This window comes from Mesorhizobium sp. WSM4808 (assembly GCF_055811675.1).
In genome coordinates this window covers 1-18,584 of the sequence record NZ_JBVVQX010000045.1, presented here as the reverse complement: position 1 = coordinate 18,584, position 18,584 = coordinate 1, and the positions used below count along the sequence as shown (strand labels likewise).

At 59.3% G+C, this 18,584-nt stretch carries 13 protein-coding genes and 5 pseudogenes; 8 read left to right on the top strand and 10 right to left on the bottom strand.

Annotated features, from left to right (window positions below; genetic code table 11):
- The 3 genes and pseudogenes from AC0L2U_RS34015 to AC0L2U_RS34005 all read right to left on the bottom strand — a co-directional run.
- Positions 1–1,566, bottom strand: a pseudogene (locus AC0L2U_RS34015) (hypothetical protein); the annotation flags it as partial.
- A gap of 60 nt (positions 1,567–1,626) precedes the next feature.
- A complete protein-coding gene (gene virD4, locus AC0L2U_RS34010) occupies positions 1,627–3,369 on the bottom strand; it encodes a type IV secretion system ATPase VirD4 (protein WP_473603597.1) in 1,743 nt (580 codons plus the stop codon).
- Positions 3,370–3,595: 226 nt separating this feature from the next.
- Positions 3,596–4,285 carry a hypothetical protein gene (locus AC0L2U_RS34005; RefSeq protein ID WP_473603596.1) on the bottom strand — a complete coding sequence of 230 codons (690 nt, stop codon included), beginning with the start codon at positions 4,283–4,285 and terminating at the stop codon, positions 3,596–3,598.
- Positions 4,286–7,220: 2,935 nt separating this feature from the next.
- On the opposite strand from AC0L2U_RS34005, the gene AC0L2U_RS34000 reads away from it, so the two are divergent.
- A complete protein-coding gene (locus tag AC0L2U_RS34000; RefSeq protein ID WP_473603595.1) occupies positions 7,221–7,421 on the top strand; it encodes a hypothetical protein in 201 nt (66 codons plus the stop codon).
- Positions 7,422–7,905: 484 nt separating this feature from the next.
- Here AC0L2U_RS34000 and AC0L2U_RS33995 read toward each other — a convergent pair whose 3' ends face one another.
- On the bottom strand, positions 7,906–8,328 hold the full coding sequence (locus AC0L2U_RS33995; protein ID WP_473603598.1) for a DUF6088 family protein: 423 nt from the start codon (positions 8,326–8,328) through the stop codon (positions 7,906–7,908).
- A 39-nt stretch (positions 8,329–8,367) separates the two neighbouring features.
- Complete coding sequence (locus tag AC0L2U_RS33990; RefSeq protein WP_473603594.1) at positions 8,368–8,991, bottom strand: hypothetical protein; 624 nt, start codon at positions 8,989–8,991, stop codon at positions 8,368–8,370.
- Between the two features lie 320 nt (positions 8,992–9,311).
- Here AC0L2U_RS33990 and AC0L2U_RS33985 point away from each other — a divergent pair, with 320 nt between their 5' ends.
- Together AC0L2U_RS33985 and AC0L2U_RS33980 are read left to right on the top strand one after the other, a co-directional pair.
- Positions 9,312–9,665: a hypothetical protein gene (locus AC0L2U_RS33985; RefSeq protein ID WP_473603593.1), complete on the top strand. Its 354-nt coding sequence runs from the start codon at positions 9,312–9,314 to the stop codon at positions 9,663–9,665.
- A 64-nt stretch (positions 9,666–9,729) separates the two neighbouring features.
- Positions 9,730–10,059 (top strand): helix-turn-helix domain-containing protein, encoded by a 330-nt coding sequence (locus AC0L2U_RS33980; protein ID WP_473593747.1) that lies wholly within the window; start codon positions 9,730–9,732, stop codon positions 10,057–10,059.
- 384 nt (positions 10,060–10,443) lie between these two features.
- On the opposite strand, the gene AC0L2U_RS33975 is transcribed toward AC0L2U_RS33980, so the two are convergent.
- Positions 10,444–10,737: a hypothetical protein gene (locus AC0L2U_RS33975; RefSeq protein WP_473603592.1), complete on the bottom strand. Its 294-nt coding sequence runs from the start codon at positions 10,735–10,737 to the stop codon at positions 10,444–10,446.
- Between the two features lie 396 nt (positions 10,738–11,133).
- Between AC0L2U_RS33975 and AC0L2U_RS33970 the strand changes: the two are divergent.
- A pseudogene (locus AC0L2U_RS33970) lies at positions 11,134–11,205 on the top strand (hypothetical protein); the annotation flags it as partial.
- A 33-nt stretch (positions 11,206–11,238) separates the two neighbouring features.
- Here AC0L2U_RS33970 and AC0L2U_RS33965 read toward each other — a convergent pair.
- The 4 genes and pseudogenes from AC0L2U_RS33965 to AC0L2U_RS33950 form a co-directional block, all read right to left on the bottom strand.
- Positions 11,239–11,544 (bottom strand): annotated as a pseudogene (locus AC0L2U_RS33965) (nucleotidyl transferase AbiEii/AbiGii toxin family protein); the annotation flags it as partial.
- Positions 11,537–12,139, bottom strand: a pseudogene (locus tag AC0L2U_RS33960) (type IV toxin-antitoxin system AbiEi family antitoxin domain-containing protein). The pseudogenes AC0L2U_RS33960 and AC0L2U_RS33965, both read right to left, overlap by 8 nt.
- A 65-nt stretch (positions 12,140–12,204) precedes the next feature.
- Entirely contained in the window at positions 12,205–12,393 is a 189-nt protein-coding gene (locus AC0L2U_RS33955) for a hypothetical protein (protein ID WP_473603591.1), read from the bottom strand.
- A 367-nt stretch (positions 12,394–12,760) separates the two neighbouring features.
- Entirely contained in the window at positions 12,761–12,943 is a 183-nt protein-coding gene (locus AC0L2U_RS33950; protein ID WP_065010976.1) for a hypothetical protein, read from the bottom strand.
- Positions 12,944–13,045: 102 nt separating this feature from the next.
- On the opposite strand from AC0L2U_RS33950, the gene AC0L2U_RS33945 reads away from it, so the two are divergent.
- The 4 genes and pseudogenes from AC0L2U_RS33945 to AC0L2U_RS33930 form a co-directional block, all read left to right on the top strand.
- Positions 13,046–14,383 carry a serine hydroxymethyltransferase gene (locus AC0L2U_RS33945; protein WP_473603590.1) on the top strand — a complete coding sequence of 446 codons (1,338 nt, stop codon included), beginning with the start codon at positions 13,046–13,048 and terminating at the stop codon, positions 14,381–14,383.
- A 53-nt stretch (positions 14,384–14,436) separates the two neighbouring features.
- Positions 14,437–15,612, top strand: coding sequence for a methionine adenosyltransferase (gene metK, locus AC0L2U_RS33940; protein WP_473603589.1), 1,176 nt, complete (start codon positions 14,437–14,439; stop codon positions 15,610–15,612).
- Between the two features lie 107 nt (positions 15,613–15,719).
- Entirely contained in the window at positions 15,720–16,712 is a 993-nt protein-coding gene (locus AC0L2U_RS33935; RefSeq protein ID WP_473603588.1) for an adenosine kinase, read from the top strand.
- 421 nt (positions 16,713–17,133) lie between these two features.
- Positions 17,134–17,895: pseudogene (locus AC0L2U_RS33930) on the top strand (hypothetical protein); the annotation flags it as partial.
- Positions 17,896–18,584 lie beyond the last annotated feature (689 nt).

Genomic DNA, 18,584 nt, shown 5'->3' with positions numbered 1-18,584 from the left:
GCTGCTGTTGAGGTCATTCGGTCCAGCGGGCATCCCTGGGGCGCTGAAAAAAGACGAGGCGGCTTGATCATCCTGCCATTGCTGAAGCACTTCGCGGAACCCATGTTCCACTCGCAGTAGCTTGTCTGGATTGGTTGGCGGCTCGTCAGCTCGATCATCGAACAGCGGCCGAAGCGCCTCGGGAAGCCCGTCAGACACGGGCTCCGCATCGCGGACACGTTGCAACGCGAAGAAGAGATTGCGGTTGCCTGGAAACAACCTCTTGGCGAATTTGATCCGCGAATCGTGATCCAGCCCAGAGATCGTCTGGCCCCGACTCTCAAGCGCCTCAGAAAATTTGCGAAGACTACGACCATAGACACCACGGCTGCCTAACGCCAAGCTGGTGTCACTGGTCACTTGTTCCAAGATATGCGCGTCTGCCTTTGAGGGCACTGCCGGCCGCGCAGTCGCTGAATAACCCGGCTCATGATACGCACGCAGGACGTTCAACGCCGTCTTTATATCACCGTTTTTCGGAAAGAAAGCACCGACGTGTTCGACCAGGGATTGGTGATTTCTTAGATCAGTCGCTTGGCCACGAGCGCCGAGATCATTCGCCAATCGGCGAAGCGCATTCGAGTATATTCGGACCGTGCTCTCGCTATAGTGTTGCTGAGCCGCAGCGTGGGCGACCGCTTTATCGATAAGGTCCCGGTGTTCGTCGGACAGATGGGGATAGCCGGTAGCACCGGCGCCACTCGCGACAGCTTCGGCTCGGCGCGGCTCCGCCACGTGCTGCTCAAAGCTCGCTTGCCGGGCCTGGCCCGCATCCGGCAAGGGGTCAGGCGCGAAAGAGAGCATCGCGTCTGGGACGCGTTGAGTCCCATAGGAGAAGCCGTTGGGGAGGGCGAACGAGACGTTTATGGAGTGCTCGATCGCAGCGGGGGGCGCTTCAAACCTTGCGGAGGGCGCGGCCTCACCATGCAGCGTTCGGATGTGTTCGGCCCTTGTCACTTGAACGGGTACCCCTTCCAATGGCAATTCCCCGAACTGCTGCATGGAGGGCTGCATCGGCACGCGGCCGCCTGAATTGCCGATTTCGCTCGGCGGCTGCTGAATGGCGGCGGCTTGCGGCGTATTCAGGCCCCTCTGGCTCTCCGCTCGCCATACCAGCGCCGTGGAATGTTCATTGTTGACGATGACCCAACGGCCTGGCCAGTGGGTGCCCTGGTCAAGCGCATCCGGCGAGGGCCCGATCTGCTGTTGGCTGGCAGTTAATGCTGGCGGGGCGGCCTCAACTCCGGCGTGCCTAGAGCCGGCCGCTGCCAAAGCGTCGGCCACGATGCTGTTGTGGTCACCCGGTCCAGCGGGCATCCCTGGCTCGCTGAGAAGAAACGAGGCGGCTTGATCATCCTGCCGTCGCTCAAGCCGTTCGCTCAATTGTTCCAGTCGCAGAACCTCTTCTGGATTGGTTGGCGACTCGTCAGCTTGATGGAACAGCCTCCGGGCCTCGGCAAGGTGCTGCTCATCGCCCACTTGCCGTGCCTGGTCCGATTGCCCCTCTTCCAAGCCGGCGTCCTGCACCTGCGACAAAGCTGCTACCCGGGATGGGTTACTATTTCGCGGGTTCATACTGGCCTCACATCAAACCGTATCATAGTCCTGCGCCAATCCACGCAACTGCTCATTGGGTTGAGATTCTGCCGAGAGCCCCTCGTCTGCTTGCATCAAGGGTGCCGGCTCCGGGAGGGCGCCTGTCTGGCTTTCGAAGATTCGTTTAAGGATGCGGTCCGAAAAATATCGCACCTTTCTTAGTTGCAATGGTGGCAGGCCTTTGATGAGAACAATCTCGTAGTCGTCATCGAGCAGCCGAATCTGTTCGGGACGGAGCAGCGGTGCACCTTGATGCGAATTCTGAATGTTCCAATCGAACGTTCGCGCTTGGCTGTAGGAAATCGATTTGGCTTCGAACGTGTATTCACCGATGGCTTTGGAAATGTAGGTTGGAGTCTCGTCATCGGCCGTGGCCATGAACACTTGCAGGCCGGTATTGCTGAGAAAATTCTGCTTGCCAGCCTCGCCATAGGCCCCCGTCAGTGCCGAGAGGCTTTGGATGATGAGCATGAAGCGACCCTTGTAGCCCGCGATGGTCGTAATTGCGGTCTCGATCGCCTCCAGCTTACCCAAGTGCTTGAATTCATCGAGCAGAAACAGAACTTCATATTTTTCATCCCGCCGAGGCAGCGACCGCTGTAAAATTGAAACGACTTGCTGAAAGAACAGGCGTATCAACGGCGCGACCACCTCAAGATCGTTCGGACCAACGCAAAGGTAGATGCACGTTTTGCGACGGCGAAGATCGTAGACCGAAAAATCCGAGCGACTTGTTGCCGCCTTAACAGCGGGATCCGCCCACAAATTGAGGCCGCCATCGCCAAGGACGGACGTGTAGGAGGTCAGGATTTTTGTATCGTTCCCCGCCATGTCGTCGAAGATGCGTTGTGCCTCTTTGTTCCGGGTCTCCATGGCGAGTCGCGCGAAGAGCTTAAACTTCTCCCCCGGCTGGGCGAAGAGATCATAGACGGCGCCGATTGTTGGCGTGCCCCGCTCGATGCAGGCGAGGATGCCCGCGACAAAGAGATCTCGCGCGCCGTTGACGAAACCTTGCGCGCCCTCCCCCTTCGCCGTAATCAGGTTTGCCGCCAAGCGGCGGGCCTCGGTGAATTGCTGCTGTGGAGACAGCGCTATGAGGTCCAACAGCGGGTTGTAGCAATTCGTGCGCCGCTCCGAATCCAGCGGCGCAAATTTGAACACCTCCGCGCCGGCGGCCTGGCGCGCTCTCGAGGTAAGCTCAAAGAGCTCCCCCTTGACGTCGAGAGCTATCACCGAGCCTTTGAATGTAAGTAGCGTTGGGATGACGATGCCGACGCCCTTACCAGCACGGGTCGGTGCAACGATAAGGCTGTGAGGCTGCTCGCCATTGGTCAGGTAGTAACCAGGCCAGAAAGGGCCACTCGTCTTCCCAAAGACGGGGCCTACCACGCCACGGTATCGTCGCAGATAACCCGTGCGTCGCATTTCATCCACTCGCGCCCAGCGCGCCGTCCCGTGATGTTCGAGTTTGCGCCGCAATACGATCTGCTGAATCAGCAAGACGACCGCCGACGTTGCGAGCACGATACCTACGCCCCGATAAAAGATGGGGGTTGCGAAACCCAGATAGAAGGGCGTCTCGAACCAAAAGGCACGGATGTCAAACGTCATCAAAGCCTCGCCGCTACCCCCATGGCGGAACGTTGCGTACAGACTTGCCGCGCAGAAGCCCAAGGCGAGTGAGCACGCGATGCTAACGGCTATGTTGGGGGGCGTCGTTTTTGTTGAAGGCATTGTTCCATCGCCGGATTAGCCGTTGCTAATGCTGCGCTTGCTTCAGACACCGGAGCGACGTCGCCGCTCGACAGATCGATGCCTCAGCGGGTTGTGCGATGCTTGCGACGCACAACCCGGCAGACGTGGTTTTTGAAAGTTACGCTAAGGCAGGTACATCTACGGCCAGCGCATTGGAAATGGCAAGGCCGTCGGGGAGAAGGCGTCACTTACCATGGCCAAGACCTCAACGGCCGGAGCGATCTCTGCTTCTGGAGGCAGCCATTAGATCCTCGCGGGCGTGATTGTAGGCGCGGCTTATGGACTGCCCGACTTGACCACCCCGCTGCAGCTGCTGATGGGAGGTTTGCGGGCCTACTGTATCACGGACTGAAGCCGCAATATCTGCTATGTGGCCGTCCAAATTCGCATTCCGTTCCTCCGCTGCATGCTGCGGCGGAGGCATGTTCTGCAACAGGCCATGCAGGTGGGGAAGTGAGTTAGCTTGCGCTTGTTGATTTGGGTCTAACTGATGATACACGGCGACAACAGCATTTTGGGCGGTCGCCTTGACCATTTGGTGCTGATTAGGATCAGCAGCCAATTCCATCGCCTGGTCAAAAATACGAGATTTATGTTCATCATTAAATTTACTGAAGTTTTGCGCCACAAACATAACCCCTAGAGCTTTCTCCATTGGATCCATGTCGCCAATGCGATTGATAAGAGCAGTCTGCTTCTGGGGTCCCAGAAAATGGGCTACATTACTAGCCGCATGGACTTGGAACAATGCTACATCGGCCGAGTTGAACCCCAATCCGTCCGTCAATCTGTCGGCCAGAGCGTTGGCTGATCCTCCGAGCTGGTTGTTGCGCCTATCAAATCTGCTGAGGTCAGACTCTTGCCCGGGGGCCATGTCCTGAACGGCGCGTCGCATTTGCCTCTCGGCGGATTTGAAGCTCCCAAGATCGCGTGCTGTCTCGCGCGGGTTAGCGGTTACTAGCCGTTCTGCAACATTGGTCAGTGGCCCGGCTGGAAGGCCATCGTGGTTACGCCGTGGCTCGGCCCTCCTCCCCTCGCGGGATGAACTTCCAGCTGCACGTTTGCTGTCGCGATCCATTGCTCGGCCTCCAAAGTCGTTATTCTACCCAATGAGGTTACCACCTAAGCTTGACCTGCTGAACCGATATGATGTTACAGTTGTAGTCTGGCAGAGGGTTCCCAGCTCTGTGGGTCTGCCAAGAGCCCGCCCGAGCCAAGGAAATATGATAAGGCTGGCATCAAATGCGATGAGTGGGGTCTGCCAGAGGACATGAATGGCACGCCGTCGCCGACTCTTCGCCTCCCCTTCCGGTCCTTGCAAGAGCCCGGCATGATATCCCCGCGATAGGTTCTCCTTTGGGCGCAGGCTTGCATGCTCGAGGGTTTCGATGAGGACCATCGCCCACTCCGGCTGATCAGCCGCGGCCGAGCTGTCGTGCTCCCTCGGCAAGGAAATCAGTCGCGACCTGACCGGCAATTTGCGCAGCGCCGCGCCAATAGCATCGGTGTACCATGCCATCGCCAAGGCATTCCTGCTGCAGGCCACAAGTGGCAATCCCCCGGCCCAACCGGCGCCAGGCGAAGAGCAAAGGTCCGACGGCGAAAACGCGCGCGGGCGGGCAGCACGGCATCGCGCAATGCCGCTCCGTTCGCGACGCGGCCGCCTGTCGTCGATGCGCCGCGGTCGTCAGCACCAGCCCCTGGCGAGCCAACCGTCGGCTGGGCGATCGCGACATCTTCAATGCCTTTGTGCCGGGATTTTCTCAACGGGAGCCGCCTGGCGCAGCCACTCGAGACGGACGGCATACTTCAGCGCCACCGTGACCAGTGCAATTGCCGCGCGGCTTTGCGCCCCAACCGCATTGATGCAGGCGTGCCACCGACTAACTTGCGTTGGCTGCAACATCCCCTCGCCTTCCGCGCCCCTGGACGGTGCAGGACTCACAGAAACCTTCAATCCCCAAAGACGGTCAGTTTCTCGCGTTCCTGTCCGGGCTAACTGTGGATGGTCCTACGATGGGGTCCAACCGTTCGGTGGATGAGGGTGCAAGTGGCGCCGACGCGCTCTGCTTGTCAGACGCCATTGGTAGACCGCGGGAATGCAGCCATCCTGGCCGACACAATGCCTGTTTTTAAGCACAGCCTGAATGGACGCCTTATCAAGCCTCAAAACGCTTCAGCTTACCGTCGCGATCGCCTTAGCACGCCCTCACCACCCATATTTCTGCGCGATGCCAAGGCAAACGATCCAGGCTAACAGTCACGCCAGATCTCGAATGCATCCGACCGCAAAGAAGTATCCCAAGGAGGTGTGCACGGTACGTGTTGCGTCTTTTGCCGATGCCCCCGCGCCTCGTCGCCGAGTTGGCTCTGGCTCGCGTGGTCGCGACCGAAGATCTCAAGCCTATGGCCCAGCCAGAACGACAGTGTCGACTTTGTAACAATGTCAGAGGTCCGACTGATACGGGCGGCCCGCAACCGTGCGGTTGAAAGCTTTTCTCTTTTGGCACGCTTGGTGCAGCAGATGATCCTCAAACGTTGCACGGAACCTCGATAGACCGAGAGGGGAATCCCAGGAATGAACATAACAGGCATCATTGCGTCGGTCGCGCTGTCGACTTGGTCTGAAGATGGACGCAGGCCTGATATCGCTAGAGGTCGATCCTACAAAGCGGCATTTCACGTCCTGGGCGAACCGGATGCGGAGAGCAACATGGCGGTCAGCGTTTTTCACGTGTGAAGCCTGTGACGCGCTTCGAACTTAGTTCGACCGCAACCTATGGGAACAGGGAGCCACCTGCAGCCAGAGCCAGAACCAAGGCACAGTGACCGATATCTACCACGATCACTGCAACATCGACGAGATCGTTGGATCATCAGGCACGGTTGAGGACACCAACTATGATGGAGCATTGACAGCGGCGACGGGTAGGAAAGTCTGCTTAGCGACCAGCATCAGGTTGCTACTTTGAAGGAGCCTCTCACATCGAAGGCATCGTAGAGCCGGCCGGAGTTGCCTCTCGCCTGATGCCGAGGCGCGCCTCAAACCATTGTTGCCTGGCAGGTCTTTGCCGCGCTGTGCAATTTGGGAGACCACGCGTCAATGAATCGGATCAGCTTACTTCTGCTGAGCGCATTCGGGGTTCGGACCTGTGTCCCTCAAGGAAGAGAGTGGTTCGATCCGGCACAGGCCCTTGGGCGGGGGGGCTTGGGTGAGCCGGTGCCGGACCGAACCGTCTCAGGCAACGCCGGCTATGTCGTGGGATATTGCGGCGACTTCGTGGCCAAAACGTGAGGGTAATGTGTCGTAGATTCACCGATTCCAACACGCGCATTGCAAACGTGACTGGACGCCTAAGAAACCGCGCAGCGCTGCTGAGTTTGTCGGGAGCTCTGCACGTGGGGGCTAGCTTGGCTGTGAAAACAGCCGCCCGATCAGACGTCGGATTCAGGAAGGGAAAAACTCGCAATGTTGTTTCTCCGGGGCGCCGGGCGACATACAACCGCAAGCCAGCCGGCGTCGCCCGGCCACATAGAATTCGACCATCTCCTTCGAAGGGCTCACAACAGAAAAACGTGTGCATCAGGACATTCGGATCCGAAGCAGGAGTCATGCGCTTCATCTTGCGGAGTGATGCAAAGGACCCGGCGATTTTCCTGATCTGGCAAGGCCGTTCCGTTTGTCGGCATGCCGGAATGACGGAATGACGGAAAAACGGACCGGCCCCGAGTCGGGACTATACGGATAAGGCGAGCCGGCAGGGTGTGGGGTCGGGTTATGGGCCGTTGGGGGAGACGGCATAAGGGGCAGGGTTTCGCGGCGCCAGTCGATGGCAGCGGCGGCTGGCGCGGGGATCGCGGTCAAGATCGGTTTTCTGGGCCGGCCCGCATCGGCTGCGCCCATTGCCAATTCGCCCGGCCGTTCGCCAAACTGGATCGGACCGGACGGTATCGGCCGCGTTCGGATTGACGCCGTGGCCAAGGTCACCGGGGACAAGACTTCACCCGCGATTTTCGCGCCCGTGACATAGCGGGCTAGCCGCAAGAAAAGAGCCACACGTTCCTGATCCGCGGCACCCGGGCCGACGCTCCGTTCGACGGGCTGAACCTCCGCAAGACCATCGCGCACAAGGTCTTCGCCGACTATCAATCGGTCGGAGCGAATTCGTCTTTGATCCACCCCGGCAAGCGCTTCCTGACCATCTCAGTTAGCTTGCTCGCCTGCGATCAGCTCGGAGGAATGACGTCCTCGTCAAAGTTCCCACCATCAAGGACTTTGTCATGTCATAGGTCAGATCCAAGTCTTCAGAGACTGTCGATCAGCCGATAGACTTTGGAAAGCGATGTTCCCCCTTTGAAATCCAGGAGGTCCTTGACTGCGGATGTGTAGATAGCGTCAAGCGTCGCGACGACCATGATGTCCTTTTCAAGATATGCGGCTCGCGTCCCAATGTTTCCGAAGCGGCCAGAAGAGCGTCTCTTTGCAGGCTAATCGAAGAAGGTCCACCGCTCATTTTATGCTTTCGAGATCGCCGCATGGACCCAAGCGGGCACTTTCGCCTTGAGAGCGACTACGCGAGTCCATTCCTCGGGGGTCAGTCTGTTCTTGAGCAATTTCGCGTAGTGGACACCGTTAGCTCGGCCAAGGTGCGCGATTGCCCGGATGGCCTCGCCCGACCTGTTCTTTGGCAGGCTCGTGATCCAAGCGGGTCCGTGCTTGAGGCGTATTGTGCGGCGGCCAAGTTTCAGGTTCTTCGACTTTCCGGTCGTGAGAAAGACTTTTTGAACCGGAACTTGTGTCGTCAGGCCCAGCTGGTTCGCCGCCGTAGCACCGGAATTGACGACCTTCTCACCTGACAACGAGGCGTACGACTTCACGATGGCTTCCGCTTCCGGCAGCACATATCCATAGGGCGTTTTTCTAGAGGGCGTGTAGATGGGCTATGGCCCAAATCTGGACGCTATATTCCACCCAAATTATGACGCGGCCTGCCTGTCCAAACCGGCCGTCTGGCATTGAGCTTTTGGAACGGGATCAGGCTGCCGCAGGTCTTCGAGCCTTCCTGCATGGATGAATGAGGCATCCCGGGTAAGGCGGCTGCGGAAGTTGGTCGAGTCATTACCGCCTTCGCCAGCAACTTCAGGCCCGACGAGGTTGCCGATGACCGGCAGCTCCATGTCGGGGCCGCGGCTCGAGGGTTTTTGGGAATCAAATCGCGACCATCTTACGGCCGCACCAAAGTCGAAATCGGCCAATTCAGATCCGAGCTTCAGCGTAGGATCCACAGTTCCCCGTGTTTTCCTGAAGTTCTCGCCGAAGTCGTCTTTCAGAGCCATATTGGCCAACGCAAATTCGACGAGCTCGGCATCAGATGTCAATCCAGTTCGAGCTTTGGCCATCTTAATGAGATCAGCACTCACCCGTCCCGCAATCCTGCCGTCCTTCTCAGCGCGCAGGCCGGATTCTTCCGCCCTCTGCAGAACGGCGTTAATCCTGGCCAAGCGACGCATCTGCAATTTCTCAGCCAGTTTGGAAAGGGTTCTCGTCCGCTTGCCCTTGGATCCTTGGCCGCGACGCGTACGTACAGCCGTCTTCGTCATCGGGGTTTCCGCAGATTCCGTTTAACAAAAAACGATTTTAAACAACATAGCAGGCAATGTTTTTTTTCAAAGACCCCAAATAGAAGGCGTTGTTGTCAGCCCCGGAGGTTGCGTTGCTGAAGCCCTCCAAAAGGAGGGATCGCACGCGCTCGCGGGCCAAGCTCGCAGCTGTGAGTTTTCACCTCGTCCGAGCGGCCCGGCAGCGCCAAGTTGGCGCGATTCGGGAGTGCTAGCACCGCGCCAATTCGAAGACCGGTGCGGCCTTGACCCTCGCCAGCACCTGACATACTTTCTATAAGCAATTTGCGTAGGGAACGCGTGTGCAGCCCGATGATATCGAACTCATTGTGGACGCTGAAATTTCGGAGGACCCATGCCTCCTCTTTGATGTCGTCACGCCCGATGGCGTGCTTCAGCTATTGGGGGACGTGGAGATGGGCAGCAACCATCTTGTTGTCCGTGACCTCCATATTGGGGGCGATGCCCAGGTCCAATGGGGTTGGTCCAAATTGCGCAAGCTCGGTCGAGTGATCGCGGAGAAGCTCAATGTCGACTACATCGAAGTTCATGGAGCGGTTCGGACAACGGGTGCGAACCCGGGACGTCGTCCAGGTGTCGTCAGGCTCTCCCGTCCGGCTGAGCCTCAGCTTTCTACACGGCGCGAATACTCCTGAGGCTGCCAGGGTTCTCGTCAGGAGACAGCTGCCGCTGAGGACGGCCCATGCGGTTCTCACGGAGATGGTCGATCAGGGCAAGGCGTTCGTGACCGTTCCTTGCGTCGACGACCTGCGGGCACTGAAGGACGAACTCTCGTCCGCAGGAGTGATCGCGAAGGTTCATGCGCCGCGGCCGATAAGCGTTCGCGAAGTTCGGGATAGCACCAAGCTGTCCCAGGAGGCGTTCTCCGTGAGGTATGGCCTCGATCTGGCAACGCTTCGAAACTGGGAGCAAGGTCGCTCGGAACCGGATGCAGCGGCGAATACTCTGCTTTGGACCATCGCCCGGAATCCGGAGGCAGTCGAAAAATCGCTCGACATGGAGGACGAAGTGGCGGCGCCGTCTCCCTAGTAGTCTAAGTCTTGGGGAGAGGCCGTCGGAACAGCCACTCCATCGCGCGGCTACTCGGCATGCCAATGAACTCCAACCCGACCGCGCTTTGCACCATCGTGGGCATATCCCAATCAGATCCGCAAACTGCAGCACGACCTGTCGAGACGCACGGAGCACGCCCTGGAGGCGGCCCTGCGCCTTCGCGCGAAGACGGCCAAGCATCTCCAGTCCCTTAGCCAGAACCGGAATATCTCGTCACCGCTACGGCCCGGAACTGGCCGCCACCGCCTCCCAGATCAACCGGCTCACCGCCACCCTTGAAGAGGTGGCGGCAAGGGTCACTGCGTTGATCGCGCGGCCCGCGAGATTACAGCAGGCAGATCCAGCTGCCTCATGGGAGGTTCACGGTCGGGCTTCAGCGGCGTCCTCGTCTGCTGCGGCAGCTAGTCCGATGACATGATGCACCACGAACACATCGACGAGGTACGCAGCCTCGTCCCGGGAAATAGGCAACATGTCTGCCGTGATTTCATTATCGACATAGGATTCGGCGTCCCAAAGGGTGCGAGTCAGCTTCTCGTTGGCCGGCTCAATCCGCTCAATGACCCTTTCGAACGCGGCGTTGGCGGCATCGATAAGCACGGTACGGTCGGCCCCGGCGACTGGCAGGGACGCAATAACGGCATGGGAATCCATGACGAACGTTTCCTTCTGGAGTGGCGGTCTCTTGCCTCAGCATTTTCGGTCGCCATGCCGACGCTGGTTCTTGCTGGAGTGGCTCGTCGAAGCGCCAGGCGCCACCTTGTGCTCACATGCGCAGCCGCAGGATACGCGAGAATTCGGCAGATGCAAACAAAGGTGACAAGGCACGGCAGCGCCAGGGGCAGAACAGTGTCGGCGTAGTGGGCGAAAGCGGTCTGCGAGCTTTAGGTTCCCGCAGGAAGCGGTCTGGAACCAAGCCTGATCCTCGCCGGAGCGAACGAGTGCGTGCTGGTAACGGATAACGAAAAACACTTTGCCGGGCTCGAGGTCGTCAATCCGATACGCGGACCGGTTTGATGCGGCGGCGGGTCCAGGAATGCTCGGCACGGTATGACTGAAACTCAGAGAGTGGACTCCGCTTGGAACTCAGTCGCAGGATGGTTGATCGTTACGGCAGGCTGCGCCCATTGTTATGCAATGGAGATGGCCAAACGCGCCATCGCCAGCGTCCTGCGCCAGGACCTCCCGAAACGTCGCCAGCATCGTCTCCGCGCCGGATCGCCAAAACCTAGCAGGTCAAGGTCGCGTGTGCCGCGGTGCGGATCATTCGAACAGCTCATCATCAGCATCGCACCCCTCAGCACGAAGCAGTTAGCGTGGGGTGACTGGCTAAGCCGGAAAAGCAGCCGCTCGAGGGCGAAGCGGGTCAGAGCCAGACTGAGAGGTCTGGCCGCTTACCTTGGCGAGTTGCAGCAGACGTGCGCGCACTGAGGCGCCGATGTTCTTGATCTCTTTAGCCATTGGCAGTCAGCGCCTCGATATACGGCCGGATGACCGTGGCGACACCGCCACGCTCAGCCTGCCTGCCAATTTCGCCGGGCGTGGCCTTGCGCTGGCGAAGCGCTTCCTGGAGGCCCTCGATCGCTACCGACAGGCCGATCTTGTTGCGATATCGGAAAAGTCCGCGATTGTTTTGACAACCCAAAGACCTTTGCGGTCACGCCCTCGACAACATGAGTTTCTACGCAGTCGTTGAGCAGATTTCGGTAAAACGCACGATGCGAATGGGTGTGCCTCGGGTTTGGAGCCCAGTCTTTCTGGCCGATGGCCAGCCATACCTGTCTCGGAGGCTGATCTGTCAGCTGGTGAAATGCCAGGGCTGACACAAGGCAACGCCTTTGGGGACGCGCTTGGCAGCCTCGGCTAGGCTATGATTAGCGTCGAGCGGCGCATCGGAGAGTTGGTGGATGCCGCGTGCGAGCCGGAGCACCATGCGACTCATCGTGGCCGCTGTTACGCCGGCGTTGCGCAGCTCCGCGAGACGCGCGATTCCGCGCACTGTCAGAACTGCGTGGGCGATTTGGCGCTGGGCAGCGGGCTCTGGCTGATACGACATCTCGGAACTAAGGGGTTACAGTCTGAGGATTTGTATCACCTTTGAGAATCAATGGAAGCCAATCGTCAGCCGCGCCGCAGCCATGCTTTGAGCTCGCCGTGGACGGCGACGCCTTCGAGCAGGATATCGGTTTTGGGATGTGGTCCATCGGGACAGAGATCGGAGCCATGGACAAGATGGATTTCATCCCCGTCGATGCTAAGCGTCCCATCGCGCGGCGACCGGCGCATGAACTCCTCGGCCGTACGCCGCATCTTCGCAAGCCGGCCTTACCGCGCAGCCGCCGTTGTGCTGGGGCGCATCCGGTATGCACGTGCCGCAACAGATCCTTCAAAGAAAATCGCGGACTTTTAGCATTCTAAACCGCTCAGAATATGTACGTTGAGCCTATCATTTGGGCCGCGGGTCGAGACCGTGGCATATCGGAAAACGATCTGCGATGCGGTCGGCGTATTGGCCTTGTCGGACGACAAGATTGCCTCTGAAAGAGTGGGAGGACGCCAAATGGAGGAAGTTTGCCAGCCGATGATGACACTGGTCAGGCGCCTAAAGGCGGCGGCTCATCTTGATCGACTTCGAATCCTGGGACTTTGCGCGCATGCGGACTTGACCGTCTGCGAGCTAGCAGAAGTTCTGAGTCTGTCTCGCGAGCACGTGGTCGCACACGTCCGCCAGCTCGCCAGAGCCGGCTTTCTTCTCGGCAACGAACAGCGCCCCTGGCCTTCGTACCACCTCGAAGCAGGAGGCTCGGACGGCGGCTTGGTTCAATTGTTGGTTGATCTCCTGCCCCACGGCGATGGCCATCACAGACAAGACCTACAGCGCCTGGAGGCGATACAGGGCGCGCGGTCCAAGGTGGCCGCCTGCTTGTCCTGAAACTTAGTCTCAATGGAGCGCGAAGCTGATATGAACAATTCGACCGGCGGCGCGATCGCGGAGCTTGACACTTGCGAGTGGCCTCACCTGGCTGTCGCAGATTCTCGCGTTCACGAGCTGCTTTTAAGACAGGAGCGCCAGGAGCGGACGACCCTCAAACTTATCGCCTCGGAGAACTTCGCGTCCTCCGCGGTGCTGGAAGCGACCGGGTCTATTTTCACCAACAAGTATGCCGAGGGATATCCCGGCGCGCGCTACTACGCCGGAAACGAGATTGTCGATGAGCTTGAAAACCTCGCCATAGAGCGATTGAAGGCGCTGTTCGGCTGTGAACACGCCAACGTGCAGCCTTATTCCGGCTCGCCGGCCAATCAGGCTGTCTGTCGAGCGCTGTTGTGTCCGAGAGACAAGATGATGGGCTTGACCCTCCCCGACGGGGGGCATCTGACGCACGGTTGGGCCGTGAATTTCTCCGGCACTGACTACCAGCGAGTTCCGTACGGGCTGCACGAAAAGACGCAGCAGATTGACCATGACCGCTTGCGCGAGACGGCCAAACGGGAACGACCGAAGCTCATTTGGGTCGGCGGAACTGCTTATCCGCGTATCTTTGACTATGAGGCAATGGCCGACATTGCTTCGGAGGTGAACGCCTATCTGGTGGCCGACATCGCCCACATCAGCGGCCTCGTTGTCGCAGGAGTGCATCCAAACCCTGTTGGCCGTTGCGATGTTGTCACCAGCACCTCTCACAAATCGCTCCGCGGCCCTCGCGGTGGCTTCATCTTGTCAAGGAATGAAGACCGCTATCAGGCGCTCTACCATTCCAAGAGCAAACACAATCTGGCCAAACGCATAGACCGTGCCGTTTTCCCTCTCCTCCAGGGCGGACCGCACATGAATACGATTGCCGCGCTAGCTGTCGCTCTGCACGAAGCAGGCAATGCATCCTTCCGTGTGTACGGTCAGCAGATCGTCAACAACGCCAAGGCTCTGGCCCAGGCCCTTCTGGAGCGAGGTTATGAACTCGTCACGGGGGGCACTGACAATCACATGCTGATCCTTGATCTTAGGGACCGGCCGCTGTCTGGGAAAGACTATGCCGAGCGCTTGTCGCAAGCAGGGATCATTACGAACTTCAACATGGTGCCGGGCGACCGGCGCCATCCCGCGCTCACCAGCGGCATACGCTTAGGCACGCCAGCAGTGACGTCTGTGGGCATGGGCGAGGCGGAAATGGTGCAGATTGCCGCTTTCATCGACCTGGTTTGCCGCCAGCCCGATGATTCGGATGTGCATGCCAGAGTACGCAGAGACGTTGCCGATTTCTGCGCTGCGTTCGACGTGCCTGGCATCTCCGACAGGTAAGACGGCCGGATCAACTGTCACATCAATTCCAACGTTTGAAGCGAGGACATTCCATGACCAGACAATTCGTGTTCTCTTCCGAATCGGTCGGCGCGGGACATCCCGACAAGATGGCCGACAGTATCTCAGATGGCGTGCTTGATGCGATCCTTCGCAAGGATCCTAAGGCCCGAGTTGCTTGTGAAGCGTTGGTGAAGTCAGGGATGGTCGTTCTGGCTGGCGAGATCACCAGCCACGCGCAGATCGATTACAGCCAAGTTGCCCGCGATATCATTTTGGACATTGGATATGACGACGATGCGATCGGCTTTGACGGCCGGCGTTGCGCCGTGATTTTGGCCTTGACCGAGCAGTCGCCCGACATCAGCCAGGGCGTCGACGAGGGACGAGGGCAGGATCTCGATCAGGGAGCAGGGGATCAGGGCCTCATGTTCGGGTATGCGTGCAACGAGACCGAAACATTGATGCCCTTGCCAATCCAACTTGCTCACGATTTGACAAAAAAACAGGCAGAGGTGCGCCAAACCGGACGCCTTGGCTGGCTTCGCCCGGACGTTAAATCTCAAGTCTCCGTCCGCTATGAGGGTTTGCGCCCGGTAGCGCTTGATACCATAGTCTTGTCGACGCAGCATGACGAGGAGGTCTCACAAGCCACGGTGCGCGAAGGCGTCATTGAGGAGATTATAAGGCCGGTCTTGCCTCAGGATCTCGATACGACGGGGATAAGATTCCTGGTGAATCCAACAGGCCGGTTCGTGGTCGGTGGGCCGCGCGGCGATTGCGGGCTTACCGGACGCAAGATCATCGTCGATTCCTACGGCGGGATGGGGCGTCACGGCGGTGGCGCCTTTTCGGGCAAGGACCCGTCGAAGGTTGATCGATCGGCCGCCTATGCGGCGCGGCACGTCGCAAAAAACGTCGTTGCCAGCGGCCTTGCGGAGGTGTGCGAGGTTCAGCTTGCTTACGCGATCGGTGTCGCCGCGCCGGTCTCTGTCCTCGTCAACACATTCGGAACCGCAAAGATTGATGAAAAGAGGATCGAGCGCGCCGTCCTTGAGCTTTTCGATCTCCGGCCGAAAGGCATCATCAAGGCGCTTGATCTCTTACGGCCGATTTACCGCAAGACCGCGACATACGGACACTTCGGCCGCGAAGAGCCGGAGTTCAGCTGGGAAAAGACGGACAGAGCTGACGAGCTGTTGCGTGAGGCAGGACCGGCAGCCGCGTGAGGCGCCGGTATTGGACGCGTCGGCATAGAGCGACCCATTCCACACTCGTAAGAAACACCCGCTAAGGCGTGGCAAGAAGCCGGCTCGGGTTTTTGGCGGAAATTTTGATGCCGGATTATGACGTGCTTTGCATCGGCAATGCCATTGTCGACATCATCGCCCAGTGCGACGAGGAATTCCTCGAGACCAACGGCATCATCAAGGGCGCGATGAACCTCATCGACATACAACGCGCCGAACTGCTCTACAGCCGCATGGGCCCAGCGATCGAGGCGTCCGGCGGCAGCGCGGGCAACACGGCGGCCGGCGTTGCTTCCTTCGGGGGCCGCGCCGCCTTCTTCGGCAAGGTCTCCAACGACGCGCTCGGTGAGATCTATGCGCATGACATCCATGCCCAGGGCGTCGCCTTCGACACCAAGCCGCTTCAGGGCGAGCCGCCGACGGCACGCTCGATGATCTTCGTCACCCCCGACGGCGAGCGCTCGATGAACACCTATCTCGGCGCTTGCGTCGAGCTCGGGCCGGAGGACGTCGAGGCCGACAAGGCGTCGTGCGCCAAGGTCACCTATTTCGAGGGTTATTTGTGGGATCCGCCGCGGGCCAAGGAGGCGATCCGGCAGACGGCCAAGCTGGCGCACGCGGCGGGCCGCGAAGTGTCGATGACCTTGTCGGATTCGTTTTGCGTCGACCGCTACCGCGACGAGTTCCTCGACCTGATGCGCTCGGGCACCGTCGACATCGTCTTCGCCAACAGCCATGAGATCAAGTCGCTCTACCAGACCTCGTCCTTCGACCAGGCGCTCGCCCAGATCCGCAAGGACTGCAAGATCGCAGCCGTGACGCGCTCGGAAAAAGGCTCGGTCATCGTGCGCGGCGACGAGACCGTGGTCATCCAAGCGACGGCCATCAAGGAGCTGGTCGACACGACGGGCGCCGGCGATCTCTATGCCGCCGGCTTCCTGCACGGCTACACGCAAGGCCGTGACCTGCAGACCTGCGGCGACCTTGGCTCGCTGGCCGCCGGATTGGTGATCCAGCAGATCGGCCCGAGGCCCCGGCAGAATCTGCGCCGCGAGGCTGAGCAGGCGGGGCTGTTGTAGGGCAGCATTTCGGCCACCTATTGCCCACCTTCCGTTGTGCAGGCTGTCCAGACAAGCGCGTGTAAATCGAACGTACCAGTCCGAGAAGGATGCCGGTTTTTCTCCAAAATTTCTGATTGTTGAGGCTCAGGAACGTTGTCGCACTTCGACCAGCACTGCCGCCCGATCATGAATGGCCAACACGCGCCATTGACGAAGTCGTTTGAGACCGGATCGTACAAAAGGCAGATTGCCCAAGGGCCGAGCCACAGTCTGCACACACCGGAGAGTCGCGCAGAAGGCTCAGCTCGACGGCAACAGGGGACTTGGAAATACGCCGCAGGCTAACAATTAACATAAACACATATACATTTGTTTATACGACATTGACAAGAAAGTTGGCTACTGCGATTGTCCGCATGTCGTGGTTCTCCGCAAGGCGTTGTCGGGCGACGTATCGCGGCCCAATACGATGACGATCATCTGGTGGCAATTTGCCCAGTCGCTGACGAAAAAGCCGGTGAAGGGCATGCTCACTGGCCCAGTGACGATTCTTAACTGGTCTTTTGTGCGCGACGACGTACCCCGCGCCGAAGTCTCCCGCGAGATCGCACTCGCCATCCGCGATGAAGTGGCCGACCTTGAAAAAGCTGGCGCAAGGGTGATCCAGATCGATGAGGCCGCGTTTCGCGAAGGCTTGCCCCCGGCGGAAGTCCGATTGGAAACATTATCTCGGCTGGGCTGTCGAATGCTTCCGGCTCGCCTCGACGGGTGTAGAGGACGCGACCCAAATTCACACCCACATGTGCTATTCGGAGTTCAATGAGATCATCGACTCGATCGCTGAACTGGACGCGGACGTGATTTCAATCGAGACGTCGCGCTCAAAAATGGAACTGCTGGACGCCTTCACCAAGTCGAAATATCCGAACGAAATCGGTCCCGGCGTCTACGACATTCACTCGCCACGCGTCCCCGAGATCGGCGAGATTTTGCATCTCGCCCAACTTGCTCGCGAGCGACTGTCGGACAGCCAACTGTGGGTGAATCCGGACTGCGGCCTCAAAAAAGGAAATGGGAAGAGGTCCGCCCTGCCCTCATCAACATGGTCGCCGCAGCATGGCGCTACGGGAGAAAGCGCGGGCGCGGGCCGCCGAGCCACTGTGACCAAACATTTGGCCCGCGGGCCTCGCGCATAATTTGAGGCAGAAAGGACGGCACCGAAAGCCGCGAAGACATCGGTCGACGCGTGCGAGTCCCCACCCTTGTCGTCCAGCCGAAGGTCGGCACGACGGCTCAGCGCCGGGGCAGGATCTGGGAAGCCGCTTAGTCCCCGGACGGGTGATTTCGACCACGAAGGAAGGCGGTTTTGTCCGTGAGCTTCTGCCTCACAGGGCCAGCGGCCGACAGACGCGAGGGATCAACGCTTGCAGATGCCGCCTGTGCACCGGCACCATCGACAAATCGGCGGCGAGGTTGACCATCCAGAGTGTCTATATCAAAGGATATGCGTCGCATTTGGCGGGCATCGACAAATAGCCATACCGCCCAGCCGCAAGCTGCGACCATTCCTCATCGCTTGAATTGAAGCTGGCTGCATCTGGCACGGCGTGTGCTCCGCTTTTGCTGAGGTTCGCTGGAACAGAGCTTTTCACGCGCACGGCTCGCCGGGGAGTGTTGCTTTGACACAAAGGCCCCCCGTCGGCATTCCGATCGGCCCAAAGATCTCAGGTGTGCTCTCCGAGCCTACCTTTCCGTTGTGTAGCTACCGAGGAGTGGCGAGGAGTGGAACCAACCAAGGTGTAAGGAGCATCTGATGTCGAACATGATGAAGGCGCTGGTGAAGGCCAAGGCCGAACCGGGCATCTGGATGGAAGAGGTGCCGGTGCCGGA

Bases quoted from the DNA above. Each gene is read 5' to 3' on its own strand.
- virD4 (WP_473603597.1), bottom strand. From the start codon at position 3,369: ATGCCTTCAACAAAAACGACGCCCCCCAACATAGCCGTTAGCATCGCG.
- AC0L2U_RS34005 (WP_473603596.1), bottom strand. From the start codon at position 4,285: ATGCGACGCGCCGTTCAGGACATGGCCCCCGGGCAAGAGTCTGACCTC.
- AC0L2U_RS34000 (WP_473603595.1), top strand. From the start codon at position 7,221: ATGGCAGCGGCGGCTGGCGCGGGGATCGCGGTCAAGATCGGTTTTCTG.
- AC0L2U_RS33990 (WP_473603594.1), bottom strand. From the start codon at position 8,991: ATGACGAAGACGGCTGTACGTACGCGTCGCGGCCAAGGATCCAAGGGC.
- AC0L2U_RS33980 (WP_473593747.1), top strand. From the start codon at position 9,730: ATGGTCGATCAGGGCAAGGCGTTCGTGACCGTTCCTTGCGTCGACGAC.
- AC0L2U_RS33975 (WP_473603592.1), bottom strand. From the start codon at position 10,737: ATGGATTCCCATGCCGTTATTGCGTCCCTGCCAGTCGCCGGGGCCGAC.
- AC0L2U_RS33955 (WP_473603591.1), bottom strand. From the start codon at position 12,393: ATGCGGCGTACGGCCGAGGAGTTCATGCGCCGGTCGCCGCGCGATGGG.
- AC0L2U_RS33950 (WP_065010976.1), bottom strand. From the start codon at position 12,943: ATGGCCATCGCCGTGGGGCAGGAGATCAACCAACAATTGAACCAAGCC.
- AC0L2U_RS33945 (WP_473603590.1), top strand. From the start codon at position 13,046: ATGAACAATTCGACCGGCGGCGCGATCGCGGAGCTTGACACTTGCGAG.
- metK (WP_473603589.1), top strand. From the start codon at position 14,437: ATGACCAGACAATTCGTGTTCTCTTCCGAATCGGTCGGCGCGGGACAT.
- AC0L2U_RS33935 (WP_473603588.1), top strand. From the start codon at position 15,720: ATGCCGGATTATGACGTGCTTTGCATCGGCAATGCCATTGTCGACATC.